This window comes from Leifsonia sp. GW821-FHT13C09, from assembly GCF_058806435.1.
This window is the reverse complement of the sequence record NZ_JBXAPS010000002.1, coordinates 427,842-448,529: the sequence shown is the minus strand read 5'-3', so window position 1 is coordinate 448,529 and position 20,688 is coordinate 427,842. Positions and strand designations below refer to the sequence as shown.

General features: G+C 71.1%; 21 protein-coding genes. 16 read left to right on the top strand and 5 right to left on the bottom strand.

The window, feature by feature from the left end; all coding sequences use genetic code 11:
* The first annotated feature begins 75 nt into the window (after window positions 1-75).
* Genes AC1ROW_RS10295 through AC1ROW_RS10265 form a run of 7 tightly spaced genes read left to right on the top strand, consistent with a single transcriptional unit; the run spans window position 76 to window position 6,670 of the window.
* Window positions 76-588, top strand: a complete 513-nt coding sequence (locus AC1ROW_RS10295; RefSeq protein WP_493018792.1) for a GNAT family N-acetyltransferase — start codon at window positions 76-78, stop codon at window positions 586-588.
* Window positions 585-1,568: an amino acid ABC transporter permease gene (locus AC1ROW_RS10290; RefSeq protein ID WP_493018791.1), complete on the top strand. Its 984-nt coding sequence runs from the start codon at window positions 585-587 to the stop codon at window positions 1,566-1,568. Before AC1ROW_RS10295 ends, AC1ROW_RS10290 begins: the two co-directional genes overlap by 4 nt.
* Window positions 1,565-2,323, top strand: coding sequence for an amino acid ABC transporter ATP-binding protein (locus AC1ROW_RS10285; protein WP_493018790.1), 759 nt, complete (start codon window positions 1,565-1,567; stop codon window positions 2,321-2,323). Before AC1ROW_RS10290 ends, AC1ROW_RS10285 begins: the two co-directional genes overlap by 4 nt.
* A 34-nt stretch (window positions 2,324-2,357) precedes the next feature.
* Window positions 2,358-3,392 (top strand): transporter substrate-binding domain-containing protein, encoded by a 1,035-nt coding sequence (locus AC1ROW_RS10280; RefSeq protein ID WP_493018789.1) that lies wholly within the window; start codon window positions 2,358-2,360, stop codon window positions 3,390-3,392.
* Window positions 3,393-3,402: 10 nt separating this feature from the next.
* On the top strand, window positions 3,403-4,224 hold the full coding sequence (locus tag AC1ROW_RS10275; RefSeq protein WP_493018788.1) for a DUF1684 domain-containing protein: 822 nt from the start codon (window positions 3,403-3,405) through the stop codon (window positions 4,222-4,224).
* The gene (locus AC1ROW_RS10270; RefSeq protein ID WP_493018787.1) at window positions 4,221-5,312 is read left to right on the top strand and encodes an LLM class flavin-dependent oxidoreductase; all 1,092 of its coding nucleotides are present in this window, start codon (window positions 4,221-4,223) and stop codon (window positions 5,310-5,312) included. Before AC1ROW_RS10275 ends, AC1ROW_RS10270 begins: the two co-directional genes overlap by 4 nt.
* Window positions 5,309-6,670, top strand: a complete 1,362-nt coding sequence (locus AC1ROW_RS10265; protein ID WP_493018786.1) for an NtaA/DmoA family FMN-dependent monooxygenase — start codon at window positions 5,309-5,311, stop codon at window positions 6,668-6,670. The genes AC1ROW_RS10270 and AC1ROW_RS10265 overlap by 4 nt, the downstream gene beginning before the upstream one ends.
* A gap of 24 nt (window positions 6,671-6,694) precedes the next feature.
* On the opposite strand, the gene AC1ROW_RS10260 is transcribed toward AC1ROW_RS10265, so the two are convergent.
* Window positions 6,695-7,225: a GNAT family N-acetyltransferase gene (locus AC1ROW_RS10260; RefSeq protein WP_493018785.1), complete on the bottom strand. Its 531-nt coding sequence runs from the start codon at window positions 7,223-7,225 to the stop codon at window positions 6,695-6,697.
* 273 nt (window positions 7,226-7,498) lie between these two features.
* Between AC1ROW_RS10260 and AC1ROW_RS10255 the strand changes: the two genes are divergently transcribed.
* The 9 genes from AC1ROW_RS10255 to AC1ROW_RS10215 all read left to right on the top strand — a co-directional run bounded on the left by AC1ROW_RS10255 (window position 7,499) and on the right by AC1ROW_RS10215 (window position 15,908).
* Window positions 7,499-8,467: an ABC transporter permease gene (locus AC1ROW_RS10255; protein ID WP_493018784.1), complete on the top strand. Its 969-nt coding sequence runs from the start codon at window positions 7,499-7,501 to the stop codon at window positions 8,465-8,467.
* Window positions 8,464-9,396: an ABC transporter permease gene (locus tag AC1ROW_RS10250; protein WP_493018783.1), complete on the top strand. Its 933-nt coding sequence runs from the start codon at window positions 8,464-8,466 to the stop codon at window positions 9,394-9,396. Before AC1ROW_RS10255 ends, AC1ROW_RS10250 begins: the two co-directional genes overlap by 4 nt.
* A complete protein-coding gene (locus tag AC1ROW_RS10245) occupies window positions 9,393-11,027 on the top strand; it encodes a dipeptide ABC transporter ATP-binding protein (protein ID WP_493018782.1) in 1,635 nt (544 codons plus the stop codon). Before AC1ROW_RS10250 ends, AC1ROW_RS10245 begins: the two co-directional genes overlap by 4 nt.
* Window positions 11,024-12,661 (top strand): ABC transporter substrate-binding protein, encoded by a 1,638-nt coding sequence (locus AC1ROW_RS10240; RefSeq protein ID WP_493018781.1) that lies wholly within the window; start codon window positions 11,024-11,026, stop codon window positions 12,659-12,661. The genes AC1ROW_RS10245 and AC1ROW_RS10240 overlap by 4 nt, the downstream gene beginning before the upstream one ends.
* Before the next feature lie 10 nt (window positions 12,662-12,671).
* Window positions 12,672-13,787, top strand: coding sequence for an LLM class flavin-dependent oxidoreductase (locus AC1ROW_RS10235; protein WP_493018780.1), 1,116 nt, complete (start codon window positions 12,672-12,674; stop codon window positions 13,785-13,787).
* Window positions 13,784-13,933 carry an LLM class flavin-dependent oxidoreductase gene (locus AC1ROW_RS10230; RefSeq protein ID WP_493018779.1) on the top strand — a complete coding sequence of 50 codons (150 nt, stop codon included), beginning with the start codon at window positions 13,784-13,786 and terminating at the stop codon, window positions 13,931-13,933. Before AC1ROW_RS10235 ends, AC1ROW_RS10230 begins: the two co-directional genes overlap by 4 nt.
* Window positions 13,934-13,939: 6 nt before the next feature.
* The gene (locus tag AC1ROW_RS10225) at window positions 13,940-14,833 is read left to right on the top strand and encodes an LLM class flavin-dependent oxidoreductase (protein ID WP_493019013.1); all 894 of its coding nucleotides are present in this window, start codon (window positions 13,940-13,942) and stop codon (window positions 14,831-14,833) included.
* A gap of 86 nt (window positions 14,834-14,919) precedes the next feature.
* Window positions 14,920-15,360 carry a helix-turn-helix domain-containing protein gene (locus AC1ROW_RS10220; protein ID WP_493018778.1) on the top strand — a complete coding sequence of 147 codons (441 nt, stop codon included), beginning with the start codon at window positions 14,920-14,922 and terminating at the stop codon, window positions 15,358-15,360.
* Window positions 15,357-15,908, top strand: coding sequence for a VapC50 family PIN domain-containing toxin (locus AC1ROW_RS10215; protein WP_493018777.1), 552 nt, complete (start codon window positions 15,357-15,359; stop codon window positions 15,906-15,908). Before AC1ROW_RS10220 ends, AC1ROW_RS10215 begins: the two co-directional genes overlap by 4 nt.
* An 18-nt stretch (window positions 15,909-15,926) precedes the next feature.
* On the opposite strand, the gene AC1ROW_RS10210 is transcribed toward AC1ROW_RS10215, so the two are convergent.
* Genes AC1ROW_RS10210 through AC1ROW_RS10195 form a run of 4 tightly spaced genes read right to left on the bottom strand, consistent with a single transcriptional unit; the run spans window position 15,927 to window position 20,683 of the window.
* Window positions 15,927-16,904, bottom strand: a complete 978-nt coding sequence (locus tag AC1ROW_RS10210) for an ATP-grasp domain-containing protein (RefSeq protein ID WP_493018776.1) — start codon at window positions 16,902-16,904, stop codon at window positions 15,927-15,929.
* Window positions 16,901-18,235, bottom strand: coding sequence for a M20 family metallopeptidase (locus AC1ROW_RS10205; RefSeq protein ID WP_493018775.1), 1,335 nt, complete (start codon window positions 18,233-18,235; stop codon window positions 16,901-16,903). Before AC1ROW_RS10205 ends, AC1ROW_RS10210 begins: the two co-directional genes overlap by 4 nt.
* Window positions 18,228-19,349 carry an LLM class flavin-dependent oxidoreductase gene (locus AC1ROW_RS10200; protein ID WP_493018774.1) on the bottom strand — a complete coding sequence of 374 codons (1,122 nt, stop codon included), beginning with the start codon at window positions 19,347-19,349 and terminating at the stop codon, window positions 18,228-18,230. The genes AC1ROW_RS10205 and AC1ROW_RS10200 overlap by 8 nt, the downstream gene beginning before the upstream one ends.
* Window positions 19,346-20,683, bottom strand: a complete 1,338-nt coding sequence (locus AC1ROW_RS10195) for an NtaA/DmoA family FMN-dependent monooxygenase (protein ID WP_493018773.1) — start codon at window positions 20,681-20,683, stop codon at window positions 19,346-19,348. The genes AC1ROW_RS10200 and AC1ROW_RS10195 overlap by 4 nt, the downstream gene beginning before the upstream one ends.
* Window positions 20,684-20,688: the final 5 nt, after the last annotated feature.

Below are 20,688 nucleotides of genomic sequence, written 5' to 3'. Positions count from 1 at the left end.
CCGGGGTTGCCGGTCGTCGCGGAATGCGCCGTACGGTCGTCCGCAACATCCGCCCACACCCTGCGAAAAGGAGGCATGGTGACTGTCACGAACGTCGACGTCGATGAGTTCCGCTATGTCCAGGCGACAGACGAGTTGGCCCGTCCTCTCCTGGCCGAGCTGGAGCTCGAGTACGACACCAGGTACGGCGACTTCTTCGGGGAGCGCGCCTCCACCGAGCTGAACCGGTACCCTGCCGAGCTCTTCTCCGCCTCCCACGGAGGCGCATTCGTCCTGCTGCTGCGCGAAGGCGTGCCCATCGCCGGAGGAGCGTTCAAGCGCCTCGACCCGGAGACCGCGGAGCTCAAGCGCATCTGGACGAGCTCCGCCCACCGCCGCCAGGGCCTGGCCCGCCGGGTCGTCGACGAGCTCGAAGCCGAGGCCGTGCGGCAGGGGTACACGCGGATCTACCTGACGACCGGTCCGCGACAGCCGGAGGCGAAGGCGCTGTACCTCGCCGCCGGTTACAGCCCGCTCTTCGACACCGCACTCCCCGCCGAAGAGGTGGGAATCCACCCCTTCGAGAAGTCTGTGGGGGCCGAGCGATGAGCGCGGTCAGCCCCACCGTCGAGTCGGCCGCCGTCGCGACCCCGGCGGCCACGAGCCCGCTGCCGGACGGCATCGATCTGCGGCGCCTCGCCGAGCGCCCGGTCCTCCCGCTGCGTCACCCTGGCCGGTGGATCGCGGCGGCCCTGGTCCTCGTGCTGCTGCTCAACTTCGGGCAGACGCTGTTCACGAACCCGTCGTGGGAGTGGGCGAAGGTGGGCAAGTGGCTGTTCAGCCCGGCCATCCTCACCGGACTCCAGCTGACTCTGGCGGCGACGGCCATCTCCGCGGTGGTCTCGTTCGCGGGCGGGATCGTCGTGGCGCTCGGGCGGCTGTCGGCGAACCCGGTGCTCAGCTCGGTGAGCTGGCTGTACGTCTGGCTGTTCCGGTCCGTGCCGCTGATCCTCGTGCTGATCTTCCTCTACAACCTCGGCAACCTGTACCCGACGATCGGGGTCGGCATCCCCTTCGGGCCGCAGGTCGAGGTGAAGACGGTGTCGGTGCTGTCCGACCTCACGCTCGGCGTCATCGGACTGAGTCTGAGCGAGATCGCGTACAGCTCCGAGATCGTGCGGGCCGGCATCCTCTCGGTCGACCAGGGCCAACACGAGGCCGCGAAATCGCTCGGGCTGCCGCGCGGGCGGCAGTTCCGCCGGATCGTGCTCCCTCAGGCGCTCCGGTCGATCGTCCCGGCGTACGTGAACCAGATCATCGGCCTGTTGAAGGCGAGCTCGCTGCTGTTCTACGTGTCGCTGCTCGACCTGTTCGGCGTCGTCCAGAACCTCAGCAGCACCTACCCGACCGACATCATCCCGCTGCTGGTCGTAGCCACCATCTGGTACCTGGTGCTCACCAGCGTCGTCTCGGTGATCCAGTACTACGTCGAGCGCTTCTACGCGCGCGGCGCGGTGCGGACGCTGCCGCCCACTCCGTTCCAGCGGCTGCGCGGCTGGGCGAACAACCGTCTGGACGGTGCGGCATGAGCGCCGGGATCGAGATCGCGAACGCGACCAAGTCGTTCGGCGACCGGCCGGTGCTCCGCGGGGTCGACCTGACGATCGAGGCCGGGACGGTCACCGTCATCCTCGGCCCGTCCGGTTCGGGGAAGTCCACCCTGCTGCGTGCCATCAACCACCTCGAACCGCTCGACGAGGGCTACGTCGTCGTCGGTGACGAGCTGATCGGCGTCCGCGTGCAGCACGGCCGGCTGAAGGAGCTCAGCGAGCGGGAGATCCTGCGTCAGCGGGCACGCATCGGGTTCGTCTTCCAGAACTTCAACCTGTTCCCGCACCTGACGATCCTCGAGAACGTGTCGGAGGCGCCGATCGCGTTGGGCACGCCTCCCGCGACCGCCCGTGAGCAGGCGCGCGTCCTGCTGGAGCGGGTCGGCCTGTCCGAGAAGGCGTCGGCGTACCCGCGGCAGCTCTCCGGAGGCCAGCAGCAGCGCGTCGCCATCGCCCGCGCTCTCGCGCTGGAGCCGGAGGTCCTGCTGTTCGACGAGCCGACCTCGGCCCTCGACCCCGAGCTGGTCGGCGAGGTGCTGGGCGTCATCCGGTCCCTCGCCGGCAACGGCGTCACCCTCGTCGTCGTCACCCACGAGATCGGCTTTGCGCGTGAGGTCGCCGATCAGGTCGTGTTCCTCGACGACGGCCTGGTCGTCGAACAGGGGCGCCCGTCCGACGTCCTCGACAACCCGCGCGAAGCGCGCACCCGAGAGTTCCTGAGCCGCGTGCTCTGAACATCCCCAACCCATCCCCCACCAAGGAGAAACCATGTCCCCCCGAATCACCCCACCCAAACTCATCTTGCGCAGACGCCTCGGCGTCGCAGGGGCCGTCCTCGCGTCGGCCGCCCTCGTCGTCTCTCTCGCGGCCTGCTCCGGACAGGCGTCAGCCGAGAACGACGGATCCTCGAACGGCGGCGTCGCCATCGCCGCGCACACCAACGGCGTCGGCACCCCGACCACCATCCAGGTGGACAAGGTCGCGAAGATCGCCGACGAGCTCCCCGCCGGCGTGAAGTCCAGCGGCAAGCTCGTGATCGGCGTCGGCGCGCTGCCGGCCGGCTTCCCGCCCCTCGCCTTCACCGGTGACGACCAGAAGACGCTCACCGGCTCCGAGCCCGACCTCGGTCGCCTCGTCGCCGCCGTGCTCGGTCTGAAGCCCGAAGTGAAGAACGCGACCTGGGACAACCTCTTCGTCGGCATCGACACCGGCGCGACCGATGTCGGTTTCTCGAACATCACCGACACCGAGCAGCGCAAGGAGAAGTACGACTTCGCCTCGTACCGCAAGGACGAGCTCGCCTTCACCGTTCTGAAGAAGAACACGTGGGAGTTCGGCGGCGACTACGAGAACCTCGCGGGCAAGACCGTCGCCGTCGGCTCCGGGACCAACCAGGAGAAGATCCTGCTCGAGTGGAAGACGAAGCTCGAGGGCGAGGGCAAGACCCTCAACGTCAAGTACTACCCCGACACGAACTCGACGATCCTGGCCCTGAACTCGGGCAAGATCGACGCCAGCTTCGGGCCGAACCCCGGCGCCGCTTACCAGAACACGCAGAGCGCGTCGTCGGCGAACCCGACCCGCACCGCCGGAACCTACTCCGGAGCCGGGGCGAGCCTCCAGGGACTGATCGCCGCGACCGTGAAGAAGGGCAATGGCCTCGACAAGCCGATCGCCGACGCCATCAACTACCTGATCGACAACGGCCAGTACGCGAAGTGGCTGAAGGCGTACAACCTCACCAACGAGGGCCTGCCGAAGTCCGAGATCAACCCGCCCGGGCTTCCGATCAGCAACCAGTGAGGTGACGACAATGACCATCGCAGCAGAGACCACGACAACCGCCTTCGAATCGGCGTGGAGCGCCTGGCATCAGGCCCACGAAGCGGACCGTGCTTCCGCGCACGGCTTCCTCGCCATCACCGCGCTGCACTGGCTGACCGCCGAGCCGACCGCCTACGACGGCCTCCCCGGACGCTGGTGGAGCTCCGAAGAGGGCCCGGTCGTGGAACTCGGCGATGGCCAGTCACTGCTCGTCGACGGCGACACGGTCACCGGCCGTGTCGCCTTCGGCGCCATCCCGGAGCGCGGTGGCCGCATCGCCGCCTTCGGCGACGTGGTGATCGAGATCGCGAAACGCGGCGGGTCCGACCTGCTTCGGCCGCGGCATCCCGGTCATCCCACCCGCTCCGGGTACCGCGGGACCCCGACCTACGCTCCGGATGGCGCGTGGGCGATCGAGGGCCGCTTCGTCCCGTTCGACCAGCCGGTCGAGGTGACCGTCGGCTCGGTCGCCGAAGGCCTCCAGCACGTCTACGCCGCTCCCGGCGAGGTGGAGTTCTCGCGGGACGGCGGCCTTCATCGACTCACCGCCTTCAACGGGCACACCCCGGGGTCGCTGTTCATCCTCTTCACCGACGAGACCAGCGGCGTCACCACCTACGCGGCGAACCGCTCGCTGGCTGTGGCCGCCCCCAGCGGTGACGGATCGGTCGTCCTCGACTTCAACCGCGCGGTCAACCTCCCGTGCGCGTACACCGATTTCGCCACCTGCCCGCTGCCGCCCGCCGGCAACCGCCTGCCCTTCCCGGTGGATGCCGGAGAGAAGATCCCGCACGAGCGGAGCGCCCGGTGAGCCGGCAGGAGCGGCCCCTCGTCCTCGCCGTCGAGCTCGACGGCGACGGAGCGCACCCGGCCGCGTGGCGGGCGTCCTCGCACAGCCCGGCCGAGCTGCTCGGCGGCCGGGTGCACGCCGAACGCGCGCAGGAGGCCGAACGCGCCGGATTCGCCTTCGCGACCTTCGCCGACTCGGCTCTCCCGCCGGCTGATCCCGCCGGCATCTCCGCCCGGCTCGACGCGATCCAGCGGGCGGCGTTCGTCGCCCCGCTGACCAGCGCGATCGGGTTGGTGCCGGAGGCGGGCACGGTCTACACCGAGCCGTTCCACGTCGCCACTCAGCTCGCGTCGCTCGACTTCGCGTCGCGCGGACGCGCCGGCTGGGTCGCGACGGCGGTGGACGACTCCGGGACGGCGGCGCTCTACGGGCGCGACGGACAGCCGGGACGACCGCAGGACGCGGTGGAGGTCGCGCGCCGGCTCTGGGACTCCTGGGAGGACGACGCGGTGATCCGCGACGTGGCGACCGGCCGGTACCTCGACCGGGACCGTCTGCACCACATCCGCTTCACCGGCGACGACTACTCGATCGTGGGGCCGTCGATCGTACCGAGGCCGCCGCAGGGCGCCCTCCCGGTCTTCGGTGCGGCGGCCCTGGCCGGGACCGTCGAACTGGATGCGGCCCTTTTCGACGTGCGCCCGGGAAGCGCGGAGGAGCTGCTCGCGCGCGCGACCGACACCGCCGCGGCGTTCCGCTCGACCGGCACGCTCGCGATCCTCGACCTCGAGTTCGCGCTCGACGCCGCCGGTCTTCCGGCAGGCGAGCGGGTGCGCACCCTCGACGCGCGGACGCCGTGGCCTGCGCGCCGCGCGCGCTTCACGGGAACCGCCGACGGGCTGATCGACCTCCTCGTCTCGCTCGCAGCCGTCGTCGACGGCGTCCGTCTGCACCCGGCCGTGCTCGACGTCGACCTCGCCGAGTACGTGTTCGCCGTCGCGCCGCGGCTCCGCGACCGCATCCCGCTCGCCATCCCGCGCCCCGGCGACACCCTCCGCGCGACGCTGGGCCTGCCCGCCGCCGTCAACCGCTACCAGGAGTCCGCATGACCGCACCGACCGTCCTCCGCTTCGGCGTCTTCTTCCAGGGCGTCAACTTCTCGACTGTGTGGACCGAGCCGGAGAGCGGCTCCCAGATCGACTTCGAGAGCTTCCGCCGCCTCGCGCAGACGGCCGAGCGCGGCCTGTTCTCGGCGTTCTTCCTGGGTGAGGGGCTGCGACTGCGCGAGCACCTCGGCCGCCTCCACCAGCTCGACGTGGCGGGACGGCCGGACGCGCAGACGCAGCTGGCGGCGCTCGCCGCTGTCACGTCCCGCATCGGACTGGTCGCGACGCAGAACACCACCTACAACGACCCGCTGGACCTCGCCCACCGGTTCGCCAGCCTCGACCTGCTCTCGGGCGGCCGAGCCGCGTGGAACGTGGTGACGACAGACAACGCGTGGACGGGCGAGAACTTCCGGCGCGGCGGCTACCTCGACCACGCCGACCGCTACCGTCACGCTGAGGCCGTCGTGGTCGCCGCCAAGGAGCTCTGGGCCGCCTGGGCCGCCGACATCGCGGGCTCTCCGGACGCGGACGCGTGGAGCACCGGGGCGCCGTCGCGGCCGGTCGAGGTGGACACCGGGCACTATCGTGCGCGCGGGCTCAGCCGCCTCCCGCAGAGCCCGCAAGGGCGGCCGGTGCTGTTCCAGGCCGGCGACTCGGCCGAGGGCCGCGACTTCGCCGCCCGTCAGGCCGACGTCATCTTCTCGGCCCACAGCGTGTTCGACGACGCGCAGAGCTTCGCGGCGGACATCCGGCAGCGCACCCTGAAGGCCGGGCGCCCGGCCGACGACGTGAAGATCTTCCCCGGGCAGGAGTTCATCCTCGCCGACACCGACGCGGAGGCCGAGGAGAAGGCCAGGTGGGTGCGCCGCAAGCAGGTCACCCCGCAGACCGCGATCGCCTTCATCGAGAACATCTGGGGCACCGACCTCGGCGCCTACGACCCGGACGGCCCGCTGCCCGACATCGACCCGGCGCAGGACGTCACGGGCGAGACCCGAGGCGCGGGCTTCCGCGCGGCGCAGGCCAAGACCACGGCCGACGCCTGGCGCGAGCGCGCGGAGGCGGAGGGCCTCTCCATCCGCGAGCTCGTCATCCGCCTCAACTCGGGCCGCGGTTTCGTCGGCAGCCCGTCGTCGGTGGCGGCGACCCTGCAGCGCTACGCCGACGCCGGCGTGGTCGACGGCTTCAACATCACACCGTGGCTGGTGCCGTCCGGTCTGGACGACATCGTCGACCGGCTGGTGCCGGAGCTGCAGGAGCGTGGGATCTACCCGACCGGCTACGAGGGGAACACGCTGCGTGAGAACCTCGGGCTGCGTCCGTTCGACTCCGCGGCGCTCGCGCGACGGACGGCGTGACGTCTCCTCGGCCTTCCGGGCGGTTCAGTTCGGAAGGTCGAGGACGAACGTCAGCAGTTGGAGGGTGCGCCCATCGGGCAGGACGATCGTGCCCTCTCGGTCTGCGCGTCTCGTGAAGCCGAGCTTTCGGTAGAGCGCGTGGGCTCCCAGCATGTCCGGACCGCTGTTCAGCACGACCGCGCGCTGGCCGCGCCCTCTCGCCTGGTCGACGGCGAACCGGGTCAGCTCGGCCCCGATGCCGCGGCCCCGTGCCGACGGATGTGTGGCCAACAGCCGGAAGTAGAGCTCGTCCGACCCGATCCGGCCGTCCTGATCGACCCCGGGCCGCAGGAGCGCGATGGTCCCGACGAGCTCCCCGCTGGCCGCGTCCTCCGCCACGAAGAAGTCGAACGCGTCGAGCAGCGCTTCCGGGTGCTTCAGCTCCTCGCGGTAGTGCGCCGGCAGGTCCGCGTAGTCGTGCGTGTAGGCGGCATGGGTGAGCTCCCCGATCGCCGGATACTCGTCCGCGCGCGCGCCGCGGATGCGAACGGTCGCTGACGGGTGGGTGGTGGTCATCGGGGTGCTCCCTTCGAGCTGGCGGTTCCATCCTCGCAGGCACCGTACGCGGCGTGCTGGGGCGCATCCACCATCGACGTCAAGGTGCGTAACGCAGAGCGATCGAGACGCCGGGGAGGCGATCCGCGAGCGCGGGATAGCGGTGGGCCGGCGTGAAATCCACCGTCGTCGACACGATCCGTAACCCCCGACACAGTCCGTCATCCGTGCTGGTCCGGGCGCGCGAAGCCTGGCCGAATGAGGTGTCCGCCACGAGAGAAAGGGACGCCGCACGTGAGCAGATACATCCTCCGGAGGCTCGGCCAGGCCGTGTTCGTCCTGGTGGTCGCCTACGTCGTGAGCTACCTCGTGCTCTGGGCGCTTCCCGGGGACGCGCTGGCGAGCATCACCGGCGGTCAGTCGAGCGACCTGAGCGCCGGACAGCTGGCGGCCATCCGCACCGAGTGGGGGCTCGACCAGCCGGTGATCGTCCGTCTCGGGACCGCAGCGCTGCACGCCGCCTCCGGCGACTTCGGCCGATCGTTCGTCTCCGGACGCCCGGTGTCCGCGCTGATCGCCGAGAGCCTGCCGGCCACGCTGGAGATCGCCGGACTCGGGATCCTGTTCGCGCTGATCGCCGGCACCGGCATCGCGCTCGCCGCAACCCGGGCACGCTCGAACAGGCTCCGCGGACTCCTGCTGTCGCTGCCGCCGCTGGGTGTCGCGATCCCGTCCTTCTGGCTGGGCCTGCTGCTGATCCAGTTCTTCTCGTTCCAGCTGCCGATCTTCCCGGCAACGGGCAACGACGGTGTCATCAGCGCCGTCCTGCCGGCGATCACGCTCGCCGTCCCGACCAGCGCGCTCATCGCCCAGCTGCTCGCGCAGGGACTGGAGCGGGAGTTGCGGCAGCCCTACGCGGACACCGCGCGGGCCAAGGGCGCGTCCGCGACCCGGGTGCAGTTGAGGCACGCCTTCCGCAATGCGGCGCTTCCGGCGCTGACCATCGCCGGCCTCCTCGTCGGGCAGTTGCTCGCCGGGTCGGTGGTGACGGAGACGGTCTTCGGCCGCACCGGCGTCGGACGACTGACGGCCGACGCGGTCGCGGCTCAGGACATCCCGGTGGTGCAGGGCGTCGTCGTGTTCGGCGCACTCGTGTTCGTGACGGTCAACCTGGCCGTCGACCTCCTCTACCCGCTGCTCGACCCGCGGATCGTCACCTCGCGCGCCGCGCGACGGGCCCCACTGAAAGCGGTGACCGCATGACCGAGACCATCGTGGCCGAGCTCAAGCAGGTCTCCCCTGCGACCACGGCCCCGGCGACCACGGTGTCTCTCCCGGGTGAGCGCGCTGGAGCATCCGGCTTCCGGCGGGCCCGCACGGCCGCCGCGCTCTCCTGGCTGCGCAGCCGGCCCGGGGTCGCCCTGAGCGCGTTCTGGATCGCCGTCCTCCTGCTCGCGGCGCTGGTCCCCACGTTCTTCACCGCGACCGATCCGCTGGCGGTGTCCAGCGCGATTCGGCAGCCGCCGTCGGCCGCTCATCTCTTCGGCACCGACGCCATCGGCCGCGATCTGTTCTCCCGGGTCGTCCACGGAGCGGGCCTGTCGCTCGGCGCAGCCGCGATCGCCGTGCTCGTCGGCGTGGTCGCGGGCACGCTGATCGGACTGCTGGCGGGGTATCGCGGGGGATGGGCCGACGCGGTGTTGATGCGGTTCGCCGATGTGTTGCTGGCGATCCCGGGCCTGCTGCTGTCGCTGGCCTTCGTGGTCGCGCTCGGCTTCGGGACGGTGAACGTCGCGATCGCCGTCGGCGTCACCTCGGTCGCCTCCAACGCCCGGGTGCTGCGATCCGAGGTGCTGAAAGTGCGCAACAGCGTGTTCGTCGAGGCGGCCGTCGCCGGCGGCGCCCGTCCCGTCCGGGTGCTGTTGCGGCACGTGCTGCCGAACTCGATCGCACCGTTGCTCGCGCTCGTCGCCCTCGACTTCTCCGCCGCGATCCTGGCGATCTCGGCGCTCAGCTTCCTGGGCTACGGCGCCCAACCGCCGACGCCGGAGTGGGGCGCCCTGGTCGCCGGTGGTCGGGACTTCCTCGCGACCGCGTGGTGGATGACCACTCTCCCCGGGCTGGTCATCGCTCTCACCGTGCTCGCCGGCAACCGCCTCTCGCGGGCGTTCACCGCGGAGGGCGCCCGATGAGCGCACTGCTCGAGGTGGCCGACCTCCGTGTCCGCTACCGCTCAGCAGGGCGCGACGTGGAGGCCGTGCGCGGCATCGGCTTCGAGGTCGCGGCCGGCGAACGGGTCGCCGTGGTCGGCGAGTCCGGATCGGGCAAGTCCACGACTGCCGCCGCGATCGTACGCCTGCTCGCGGCGAACGCCACCGTCTCCGGCGCCATCCGCTTCGCCGGAGCCGAGGTCTCCGCGCTCGGTGAGCGTTCCTTCCGCGGCCTGCTCGGACGGCGGATCGGCTATGTCCCGCAGGACCCGACCGTCTCCCTCAACCCCGTCAAGACCATCGGCGAGCAGGTGGCGGAGGTGCTCAGCATCCACCGGCTCGCCGACCGGCGGGCAGCCCACGAGCACGCGATCGAGGCGCTGGAGCGGGCCGGCATCGACCGGCCGTCGGAGCGTGCGGTGCAGTATCCGCACCAGCTCTCGGGAGGGCAGCGTCAGCGGGTCCTGATCGCCATCGCGCTGGCCGCACGGCCGGAACTGGTGATCGCCGACGAGCCGACGAGCGCACTCGACGTGACCGTGCAGCGGCGCATCCTCGACCACCTGGACGAACTGACCGACGAGCTCGGCGCGTCCACCCTGCTCATCACGCACGACCTCGGGATCGCCGCCGACCGCGCCGACCGCATCCTCGTGCTGTCCGAGGGCAGGCTCGTCGAGTCCGGGACCCCCGACCGGGTGCTCGGCTCGGCGCAGCACGCGTACACCCGTGCACTGCTGGCCGCGGCGCCGAGCCTGAACACGTCGGGTGGCACGTTCCTGACCCGCGCCCGCGCCGAACGGCGGGAATCGTCCGACGCGCAGAGGCCGTCGGAGCCCCTGCTCGTTGCCACCGGCCTGGTCAAGGACTTCGGCGGGAACCGGGCCGTGGACGACGTGAGCCTCACCATCCACCGCGGCCGAACGCTCGCCCTCGTCGGCGAGTCGGGTTCGGGCAAGACGACGACCTCCCGGCTGGTGCTGCGACTGGACGACCCGACCGCGGGCCGGATCGTCTTCGACGGGGAGGACATCACCGCCGCCCGCGGATCCGCGCTCCGCAGGCTGCGCCGTCGCATCCAGGTCGTCCACCAGAACCCGTACGCCTCGCTCAACCCGCGGTTCCGCATCGCCGACCTGGTCGCCGAGCCGCTGCGCTCGCACGGCATCGGGACGCGCCGGGAACGAGCCGCGCGCGCACGACTGCTGCTCGACCAGGTCGGGCTGCCGGCGGATGCCGCGGAGCGGCGCCCTTCCGAGCTGTCGGGAGGACAGCGCCAACGGGTGGCTATCGCGCGCGCTCTCGCCATCCGCCCCGACCTGGTCGTGCTGGACGAGCCGGTGTCGGCCCTCGATGTGCGGGTACAAGCGCAGGTTCTGGACCTGCTCGCCTCGCTGCAGGCCGAGCTCGGCGTCGCCTACCTCTTCATCAGCCACGATCTCGCTGTCGTCCGTCAGGTCTCCGACGACGTCGCCGTCCTCCGCGAGGGCCGCGTCGTGGAGACGGGAACCGTCGCCGACGTGTTCGACAGCCCCGACCACCCGTACACCCGCGACCTGCTGGAGGCCATCCCGGGCCGCGGCGCACCCCTCACCCCAAGGAGAACAGCATGACCAGTCCACGGATCCGGCGCGTCACCGCCGGGATCGCGACCGCCGCGGCGGCCGCCCTCGTCCTCAGCGCGTGCGCCGCGCACGCGGCAGGTTCCACGAGCGCCGCCTCAGCGAAGCCCGTCGAAGGAGGCGACCTGACCTTCGCTCTGACCAACGACCCGATCACCCTCAACCCGACGGCGCTCGGCAGCGGCAACGACACCCTGTACGTGGAGCGTCAGCTCTTCGAGTCGCTGACCGAGCAGGACCCGAAGACCGGCAAGATCATCCCGGGGCTCGCGACCAAGTGGCAGGCCAACGCCGACGCGACCCAGTTCACCTTCACGCTGCGTCCGGGCGTCACCTTTTCGGACGGCACCCCGCTCACCGCCTCCGTGGTGAAAGCCAACTTCGACGACATCGTGGCGAACGCGACGAAGGCCGTGAACGCGGTCACCGCACTGCCCCATTACGCCGGCACCACCGTCGTGAACGACTCCACCGCCACGGTGTCCTTCAGCAAGCCCAACGGCGCGTTCCCGCAAGCCGCGTCCTCCGTCGCGCTCGCGCTGCTGTCGCCGAAGTCGCTGGCGATCCCCTTCGACGACCGAGCCACCGGCAAGGGCCTCAGCGGGACCGGTCCGTTCACGCTCGAGAGCTACACCAAGAACACCTCGGTGGTGCTGAAGAAGCGCTCCGGGTACAGCTGGGCTCCGGAGGACTACCGCAACCGCGCCGCCGCTCACCTCGACACGGTCACGTTCAAGATCGTCCCGGAGGCCGGCGTGCGCACCGGAGGCCTGACGTCGAAGCAGTTCGACGCGGTCGGCGGCGTGCTGCCGCAGGACATCGCCACGCTGAAGACCGGCAAGACCGGCCTCGTCATCCGACCGAACCCCGGCATCGCCTTCGGCCTCACCACCGACACCAAGCCGGGCGCGATCCTGAGCGACGAGAAGGTCCGCACGGCGCTGCTGACCGCAATCGACCGCACCGCGATCCAGCAGTCGGCGCTGACCTCCGACTTCAAGGTCGCCTCCAGCGTGCTCGCCGCCAACACGCCCGGCTGGGTGGACCTGAGCAAGCAGCTCACCAGCGACCCCAAGGCGTCGGCGAAGCTGCTCGACGACGACGGCTGGAAGAAGGGAGCGGACGGCATCCGTGAGAAGGACGGCAAGCGCCTCACCCTCAGGCTCGGGTACATCGCCAACTTCAACCCGAACCAGTCCATCGTCGAACTCATCCAGCAGCAGCTGAAGCAGCTCGGCATCGAGGTCACCGTGTGGACCGGAACGGTCCCGCAGTACTTCGCTCAGTCGAACGCCGGGGCGTTCGACCTCGCATACGGCAACCTCTCCCGCGCTGACGGAGACGTGCTGCGCACGCAGTTCCTCAACACCCTCCCGTCGAACACGGTCAAGGGCTACACGGACCCGCAGCTCAACCAGCTGCTGCTGGACCAGCTCGCGACCCCGGATCAGGACAAGCGGAACGCCATCGCCCAGCAGGCCGGGCAGCGCATCGTCGACCTGGCCTACTACATCCCCGTCGTCGAGCTGACGACCATCCTCGGGACCGCTCAGAACACGCACGGCATCGTGCTCGGTGCGGACTCGCGACTCGGGTCGCTCGTCGACGCCTACAAGACGAAGTAGGGGTCGCAGCATGAAGGTCATCGGGCTCGACCTGATAGCCAACGCGCCGGTGGGAGACGGGCGACCCGCCCCCTCCCCCCGGGAGCGACTGGCCGAGGTGGTGGCGAACGCCCGCCTGTTCGAGGAGCTGGGCTTCGACGGGTTCGCGGTCGGGGAGCGGCATCACGCGCCGTTCCTGTCCAGCTCGCCGACGGTGCTGCTCGGGCATCTGGCGGCGGTCACCTCGCGCATCCGGCTGTTCACCGGTGTCACCCTGCTCTCGGTACTCGACCCGGTCCGGGTGGCCGAGGACTACGCCACGATCGACCACCTCTCCGGAGGCCGGCTCGAGCTCATCATCGGGAAGGGCAACGGCCCCGAGCAGGCCGAGCTGTTCGGCATCGAGCGCACCGAGGCGTGGGACACCCTGCGGGAGAACTACACGCTGCTCCGGCAACTCTGGTCCTCCCGTTCGGTCGACTGGGACCCGCCGACAGGCGCGCCCGGGATCCGGCACTCTCCGCTGCGCGGGGCCGATGTGCAGCCCCGGCCGCTGCAGTCGCGGATCCGCATCTGGCACGGTTCGGCCACCTCCCCGGCGTCGGTGGAGCTGGCCGCCCGGCACGGCGACCCGATCTTCTCCGCGAACGCGATGAACCCCCTCGAGCAGTACGCCGCGCTGGTCCGCCGCTACCGCGAGGTGTGGGCCGAGACCGGGCGCGACCCGGTGGACGCGACGGTCGGCGCCGGCCACGTCCTGCATGTGGCCCGCACCTCCCAGCAGGCGCGCGAGGAGTACCGGCCCGCGTACGAGGCGTTCGTCGCCGCCGTCTCGAAGGCCGACCACTCACTCCCGGGCACCCGCACCGACTACGCCGACTACGACGACTACGTCGCGCGTTCGTCCGCGCTGATCGGCAGCCCCCAGGAGGTGCTCGACAAGCTCGCCCGGTATCACGAAGCGTTCGGCCACACCACGATCTCCATCGGCGGCCATCCCGGTCAGCTGGCCCGCACGGCGTGGGCGGACAGCCTGGAGCTGTTCCGGTCGGACGTGCGCCCGGTCGCCGACGGCTTCATCGGCGACCCGGCCTGGCCCGCGTCGTCCGCGGAGACGCCCGCCCAGGCCGAGGCGGTGCCCGCGTGACCCGGCTCACCCGGCTGCACTTCCTCACGCCGGGCAACTATCCCGACGACGACCCGGCGCGCGGCCTGGAGAACACCCTCCGGCTGATCGAGGCGGGGGAGCGGCTGGGCTACGACGGCGCCTGGGTGCGGCAGCGTCACCTCTAGCACGGGATCTCCTCGGCCGCCGTGTTCCTCGGCGCGGCCACGCAACGGACGTCGACGATCGAGCTCGGCACGGCGGTCATCCCGATCGGCTACGAGAGCCCGTTCCGGCTGGGCGAGGACCTCGCGACCGCCGACGTGCTCTCGGGAGGCCGCGTGGCCATCGGGCTGAGCGCGGGCACACCGCCGCACGCCGACCTCATCGGCGACCGGGTGTTCGACGGCGACTGGCCCGGGTACGACCTCTCCTACGGCCGCATCGAGCGCTTGCTGGCGGACCTCTCCGGCGAGTTCATCGGCGACGAGGACACCGTCATCCACTCGCCGGGGAACGTGCAGCGCCCCCGCCTGCAGCCGCACAGTCCCGGCCTCGACCGGCGGGTCTGGTACGGCGGAGGCAGCAGCGCGTCCATCCGCTGGGCGGCGACGCACGGGCTGCACCTGCTGACCGGGAACGTCATCTCGGGCGAGGGCACGGACGACTTCGTGGAGGCTCAGCGCGCCCTGATCGCCCTGCACCGATCGCTGACCACTCGGCCCGGCGACCTCCGGGTGGCGTTCGGGCGGGTGCTCCTCCCCACCGACAGCGCGGACCGGGCGACCCGGCAGAAGTACCGCGAGTACGCGCGCGAGCGCGATGCACGGGTGGGCGTCGCGCACGGTCCCCGGCGGACGCTCTTCGCCGCCGACCTGGTCGGGCCGGCGGAGGAGATCGCCGAACGGCTGGCGAAGGACGCGGCGTTCGCGGACGTCTCCGAGCTGCGCCTGGAACTGCCGTACGAATTCGAGGAGCGGGACTACGAGCAGGTGCTGAACGACACCATCGAACTCATCGCACCGCGATTCGGCTACGTGCCGGGAGCCCGACGTGCCGCGGAGCCGGAGATTCAGACGGTGGCGTAGAGCGGAACTGATGATCTTGCCGTTGTCAGTTATTTCGGTTATTTCGTTTGTTGCATTTATGGGCTCGTGTGGCGTAGCCTAGCGGCATGTCCCGAAACACGCACCCGGAGCCAGAGATCGAGTTGGCCACGACCGCGCTCCGCGCCGTTCAGCATGGCCTGAGCGCGCACGTCGACGAGCCGGTGTTGCAGCTGGCGGTGCAGGGCGAGGAAACCGTCCCGGTGCCGCGAGAGGCGGTGGAGCTGCTGGCCCGAATCCTGGGCAGCATGGCGGCGGGACGCGGTGTCACGATAATGCCGGCGAACGCGGAGCTCACCACGGCGCAGGCGGCCGAAATCCTGAACGTTTCACGCCCGCATGTGATCAAGCTGCTAGACGAGGGCAAGATCGACTTCCGGATGGTGGGCACCCACCGCCGGATCCGAGCCGACTCGTTGCGCGACTTCCAACGGGCGGACGGTCTGCGACGTCGGGATGCGTTCGCTGAGCTCGTGGCGTTGTCGCAGGATTCCGGCGAGAAGGAGTGAGCTTCCCCGTCGTCTATGACGCGAACGTGATGTACCCGCCGACGCTGCGGCATGTGCTCATCCAGATCGCCCAGACCGGGCTGGTGCACGCCCGCTGGACGGACGAGATCCTCGACGAGGTGTTCCGCAACGTGGGCGCGAACAATCCGCAGATCCCTGCAGAGAGGCTGGAGCGCACGCGCGAGCTGATGTGCGAGGCCGTCGCCGATTGCCTGATCACCGGCTACGAGCCGATCGTGAAAACCTTGACGTTGCCGGATGCTGGCGACCGCCACGTTCTGGCGGCGGCGATCCGAGCGCGGGCGGCCACGATCGTCACCTTCAACCTGGACGACTTCCCCGCCGACGAGTTGGCGCCGTGGGATATCGAGGCCAAGCACCCGGATGAGTTCCTGCTTGATCAGTTCCACCTCGACGGTGTCGCCGTGCACGCGGCCGTCCAAGCCGTCGCGGACTCGATGCGGAATCCGCCGGCAGCGTTCAATGATGTCGTCGACACCCTCGAGCGCACCCAGCTCCCGCGAGCGGCTGCGATTCTCCGGCGATAGGGCGAACGAGCCGGAGATTCAGACGGTCGCGTAGAGCGACGCCAGCTCCCGCCCGAGGAACCGCGCGATGGCTCGCGGCCCGGAGGCGGGGGCCGCGGCCTCCACGACCGCGTTGTAGTTCGTGTTCGTGTTCACGTCGTAGGTGACCGCACGCCCGTCGACGGTCTCGATGAATTCGATCCCGGCGACCTCGATTCCGTGGCGGCGGGTGAAGTCGGCGTACTGCGCGACCAGCGGATGGTCGAAGCCCTCGCGCAGCCGGAACAGCTGCTGACCCGGTTCCGGTGCGATGGTCGCACCCGGCGGGGTAAGCAGCGCTCCGGTGTCGGGGTCGACGGCGCAGGCGTCTGCCGGGCACAGCTGATACCCGCCGCGGGCGGTGTCGGCGGCGACCGCGTAGACGAGCTCGTGATCCACGATCTCCACGCGCGTGATCCTCGGTTCGGCGGCGACCAGAAGCTCCTGGAGCAGGGTGATGCCGTCCTCCGGCTCGTCCAGCTCGCCCGCCTCTACGGCGCGCGCGAGCTCGTCGGCCGAGTCGAAGCGGCGCACGCTGATCCCCTTGCCGCCCTGGTTGTGCTTGATCACGAACGGAGTCGGGAAGTCCCGTGCGGCAGTGGGGAGGTTGTGCGTGCCGATCACCGCGACGGTGCGCGGCGTGTCGATCCCCGCGGCGCGGAGCGCGGTCAGCTGGGCGACCTTGCTCATCTCCAGCTCGATCACGCTGCGGCCGTTCACCGTCCGGCGGCCGTGGGACTCCAGCCAGGACAGCACGCTGCGGGCGTAGTCCTTCGACCGGGCGTGGCCGCGGGTGTGCGAGGACGCGCTGATCCGCGACCAGAACACGCCCTCCGGGGGCGCGGCGTCGAGGTCGAGCACGCCGTCCACGAGCAACCACTCGACGAGGGGGACGCCCTCGGCTTCGAATGCGTCACGGAACGGACCGAACCAGTCCGGGTTCTCATGGATCGCGTAGACGGCAGGAGCAGTGGTCACGAGAAGTACCCTTCCACATCGAGGAGGCCGCCCGAGGCGTCGAAGTCGGCCGCAGTGGCCTCGCGAAGCTCCGGGTCGGTCAGGAAGTCGAGTGCGGTCAGGGCGAGACCGTGCGCGGCGTCGACGGCGGCACGGTCGCCCGCCGCGGAGGAGGCATACCGGGCGAACTCCTCGGTGTGCAACGCGACCTCGGGAGGACTGACTGCGATGACCGGGTGGATGCCGGGGATGCGGACGCTGACATTGCCGAAGTCGGTGGACGCCGCCAGCTCGCTCGGCACGACGTCCCTGGTGAGCACCCGCCGTCCGACCTGCTCCTGGTGCACGGCCCAGCGCTCGGTGAGCGGGCGGTTGAACCGGGTGGGCAGCGTGTACGGCTGCGGATCCCACTCGAGCCGGACTCCCGTCCCGGTGGCGAGCGCGACACCCTCCGAGATATCCCGGAGCCGGGCGCTCAGCTCCCGGAGGGTCGCGGCCTCGTGCGAGCGGAGGTAGTACTCCAGGGTCGCGCTCGCCGGGACGATGCTCGGCCGGTCGCCGCCGTGGAGCACGATGCCGTGCACCCGGTCACCGGGTGGCAGGTGCTGGCGCAGTTGCGCGACCGCCTGGTAGTGGAGGTTCGCCGCGTCCAGCGCGTTGCGGCCCATGAACGGCGTGGCGGAGGCGTGCGCGGCGACGCCGGCGTAGTGGACGCGGAGGATCCGACGGCCGATGAAAGGATGGTCGGCGGCGTCGTAGCCGAACGGGTGGGCCATGATCGCCGCGTCGAGCCCGTCGAACGCGCCGGCCTGCGCCAGCAGCTCCTTGCCGCTGTTGCCCTCCTCGGCCGGGGTGCCGAGCAGCACGACCCGTCCGTCGAGCCGGTCGGCGACCGAGGCGACGGCGAGGAAAGCGCCGACGGCGCTCGCCGCGATGATGTTGTGGCCGCAGCCGTGGCCGATACCCGGGAGGGCGTCGTACTCCGCGAGGACGGCGATGGCCGGCCCGTCGGAACGTCCGGCCTGCGCGAGGACGGCGGTCGGCTGGCCGAACACGCCGACCGCGGCGTCCCACCCCTCGGCACGGACGGCGGCGGCGATCGCGGCTGCGGAACGGTGCTCGGCGAACGCCTCCTCCGGCGTTTCGAAGATCCTCCGGGACAGGGCGGCGATCGCCGCGGACCGCTCCTGGACGGCCGACGCCACCGCCGAGGCGAGCTCCGGAGCCGCGCCACGGTGGGGCGAGGTCAGCGCCTCGGCTCGGGCCGCCCGTTCCGCGGTGCGGTCGCGGAGGGTGTCGAGGTAGCTGCTGCTCGGCTCTGTCGGCCGGGAGAGGTCGCGCAGCTCAGTCACCCGATTCCTGCGCATCCCATTCCCGCGCGATTGACTCGAAGCTCGCCGCCCGGTCTTCGAGGTCGTGGGTGATGGTCGTCAGGACCAGCTCATCCGCTCCGGTCGCCCGCTGCAGCGTCGTCAACCGCTCGACCACCTCGGTCGGCGTGCCGACGAACTGCGTGCGCACGCGGTCGTCGACGAGTCGGCGCTCGGCGTCGGTCCAGTCCAGGGCGGTGGCCTCGGCCGCCGTCGGGTACGGGATCCCTCCGAGCCCACTGCGGATGCTGCGCACCCAGGCCGGATATCCGGACGCCAGCTCCGCGGCGCGCGCACTCGTCGGAGCGGCGACGACGTCGGCCGACACGATCACGTGCGGCTTCCTGAGGCGTTCCGACGGGGTGAAGCTGCGCCGGTACTCCTGGATCGACACGAGGACCCCGGACGGCGCGCTGTGGTAGTTGGCGGCGAACGGGAGCCCGAGCCGCCCGGCGAGTCGCGCTGTGAGGGTGCCGCTCCCGAACAGCCGCAGCTCCGGGGCGGCGCCGGCCGCATGGGCGCCGAGCCCGACCCGCTCCTCGCCAGACCCCACCCCGTCCGCGAGGAGTGCGACGATCGTCTCGACCTGATCGGCGAAGTCGGCGCCGCCCTCGCCGCGGACGAGCAGGCGTGCCAGAGTCTTGAACTTCGGCGCGTCGAACACCCGCTCGAAGCGGAAGGGCTCCGGGATCAGGAGGCCTTCCGGCGTCACGGACTCCGGCGCGTCGATCGGGCCGCTCGGCCCCCCGCTCGCCAGCCCGGACCGTCCGACGCCCAGGTCGATCCGGCCCGGGAAGGCGGTCGCGAGGAGGGCGTACTCCTCGGCGACGGTCGCCTCGGTGTCCTGAGGGCTGAGCTGGACGGCGCCCGAGCCGAGCCGGATGCGGTCGGTGAGCGCGCCCGCGAGCGCGATGAGCACGGCGGGCGACGAGCCGATGACACCGCGGTTGAAGTGGTGTTCGGCGAACCAGTACCGGTGGTAACCGGCGGCCTCCGCGCGGCGCACGATGTCGAGGGTCGCCGCGACGGCCTGCGCCGGGGTGGACCCACTCGGCACGGGGACGAGATCGAGGATGCCGAGCGGGATGCGCGTCACGACGCCAGCTCCGCGCGCGCGAGGGCGCCCTCCCGCACCCACGGGCGGTCGCCGAGTCCGAGGTTCTCGCGCAGGGTGGGGTGCTCGTACGACGTCCGCAGCACCCCGCGCTCCTGCAGCAGCGGCACCACCCGGTCGACGAACTCGTCGATCCCGTGCGGCACGACCGAGCCCGAGAGCAAGTAGCCGTCCGCCGCACCGGTCTGCGCGGCGTGGTCCAGCCGCTCGGCGATCTGCGACGGCGTCCCGATGAACTCGTGGCGGGTCGTCTTCGCCACGACGAGCTCACGGATGCTCCAGTCGCGCTCGACGGCCTCCGCGTGCCAGGCGTGTGCGGCGGCGAGAGGGTCGTCCACCCGGCGCGCCTGGCCGTGGGTCAACTGGTCGCCGAGCGAGTCCGGCGGAGTGGGCACCGGGCCTTCCGGGTCGTGCGCCGACAGGTCCACTCCCCACACCTGTTCCAGGAGGTGGATCGCGGTCTGCGGGGTGACCTGCGCGAACTGGGTCTCCCTGGCGCGCTCCTCGGCCTCCGCGGGCGTGTCGCCGAGCACGACGCTCACGGCCGGGATGACGAGGATCCCGTCCGGGTCACGGCCGGCCGCCAGCGCCCTGGCGCGGATGTCGCTCCGGAACGCGCGTCCCGCCTCCGGTTCGCCGTGGCGGCTGAAGACGACGTCCGCCGTGGTGACCGCGAAGTCCCGGCCGTCGCCCGAGTCGCCCGCCTGCACCAGCACCGGGTGGCCCTGCGGCCCGGGGGCCACCGGGAACCAGCCCTCTGTGTCGAAGAACTCGCCGTCGAACCGGTAGTGCTGCGGTCCGTCCGCATCCCAGCTGTCCCAGAGCGCGCGTGAGAGTTCGACGAACTCGGCAGCCCGGCGATACCGATCGGGGTAGTCGAGGTAGCCGCCGCGGCGGAAGTTCGCGCCGGTGAACGCGTCGGAGGACGTGACGATGTTCCAGCCGGCACGACCACCGGACAGGTGATCGAGCGAAGCGATCCGGCGGGCCAGGTCGTAGGGCTCGTTGAAGGTCGCGCTCGCCGTCCCGACCAGGCCGATGTGCTCGGTCACGGCCGCGACCGCGGCGAGAACCGAGAAGTTGTCGGGCCGTCCGGCGACATCGAGTTCGTGCAGGCGCCCCTTGTGCTCGCGCACCCGGAGACCCTCGGCGAGGAAGAAGTAGTCGAAGAAGCCGCGCTCTGCGGTGCGGGCGACGTGCTCGAACGTCGAGAAGTCGATCTGGCTCCCGGCATCGGGCGCGCCCCAGACGGTCCAGTGGTTGACCCCCGGGACTCCGGCGGCGAGACGGAGGCGGCGCTTTGCTGGCTGTGACATGGTCA

Coding starts and splice junctions, on each gene's coding strand:
- AC1ROW_RS10295 (WP_493018792.1), top strand. CDS start 76: ATGGTGACTGTCACGAACGTCGACGTCGATGAGTTCCGCTATGTCCAG.
- AC1ROW_RS10290 (WP_493018791.1), top strand. CDS start 585: ATGAGCGCGGTCAGCCCCACCGTCGAGTCGGCCGCCGTCGCGACCCCG.
- AC1ROW_RS10285 (WP_493018790.1), top strand. CDS start 1,565: ATGAGCGCCGGGATCGAGATCGCGAACGCGACCAAGTCGTTCGGCGAC.
- AC1ROW_RS10280 (WP_493018789.1), top strand. CDS start 2,358: ATGTCCCCCCGAATCACCCCACCCAAACTCATCTTGCGCAGACGCCTC.
- AC1ROW_RS10275 (WP_493018788.1), top strand. CDS start 3,403: ATGACCATCGCAGCAGAGACCACGACAACCGCCTTCGAATCGGCGTGG.
- AC1ROW_RS10265 (WP_493018786.1), top strand. CDS start 5,309: ATGACCGCACCGACCGTCCTCCGCTTCGGCGTCTTCTTCCAGGGCGTC.
- AC1ROW_RS10260 (WP_493018785.1), bottom strand. CDS start 7,225: ATGACCACCACCCACCCGTCAGCGACCGTTCGCATCCGCGGCGCGCGC.
- AC1ROW_RS10250 (WP_493018783.1), top strand. CDS start 8,464: ATGACCGAGACCATCGTGGCCGAGCTCAAGCAGGTCTCCCCTGCGACC.
- AC1ROW_RS10245 (WP_493018782.1), top strand. CDS start 9,393: ATGAGCGCACTGCTCGAGGTGGCCGACCTCCGTGTCCGCTACCGCTCA.
- AC1ROW_RS10240 (WP_493018781.1), top strand. CDS start 11,024: ATGACCAGTCCACGGATCCGGCGCGTCACCGCCGGGATCGCGACCGCC.
- AC1ROW_RS10235 (WP_493018780.1), top strand. CDS start 12,672: ATGAAGGTCATCGGGCTCGACCTGATAGCCAACGCGCCGGTGGGAGAC.
- AC1ROW_RS10220 (WP_493018778.1), top strand. CDS start 14,920: ATGTCCCGAAACACGCACCCGGAGCCAGAGATCGAGTTGGCCACGACC.
- AC1ROW_RS10195 (WP_493018773.1), bottom strand. CDS start 20,683: ATGTCACAGCCAGCAAAGCGCCGCCTCCGTCTCGCCGCCGGAGTCCCG.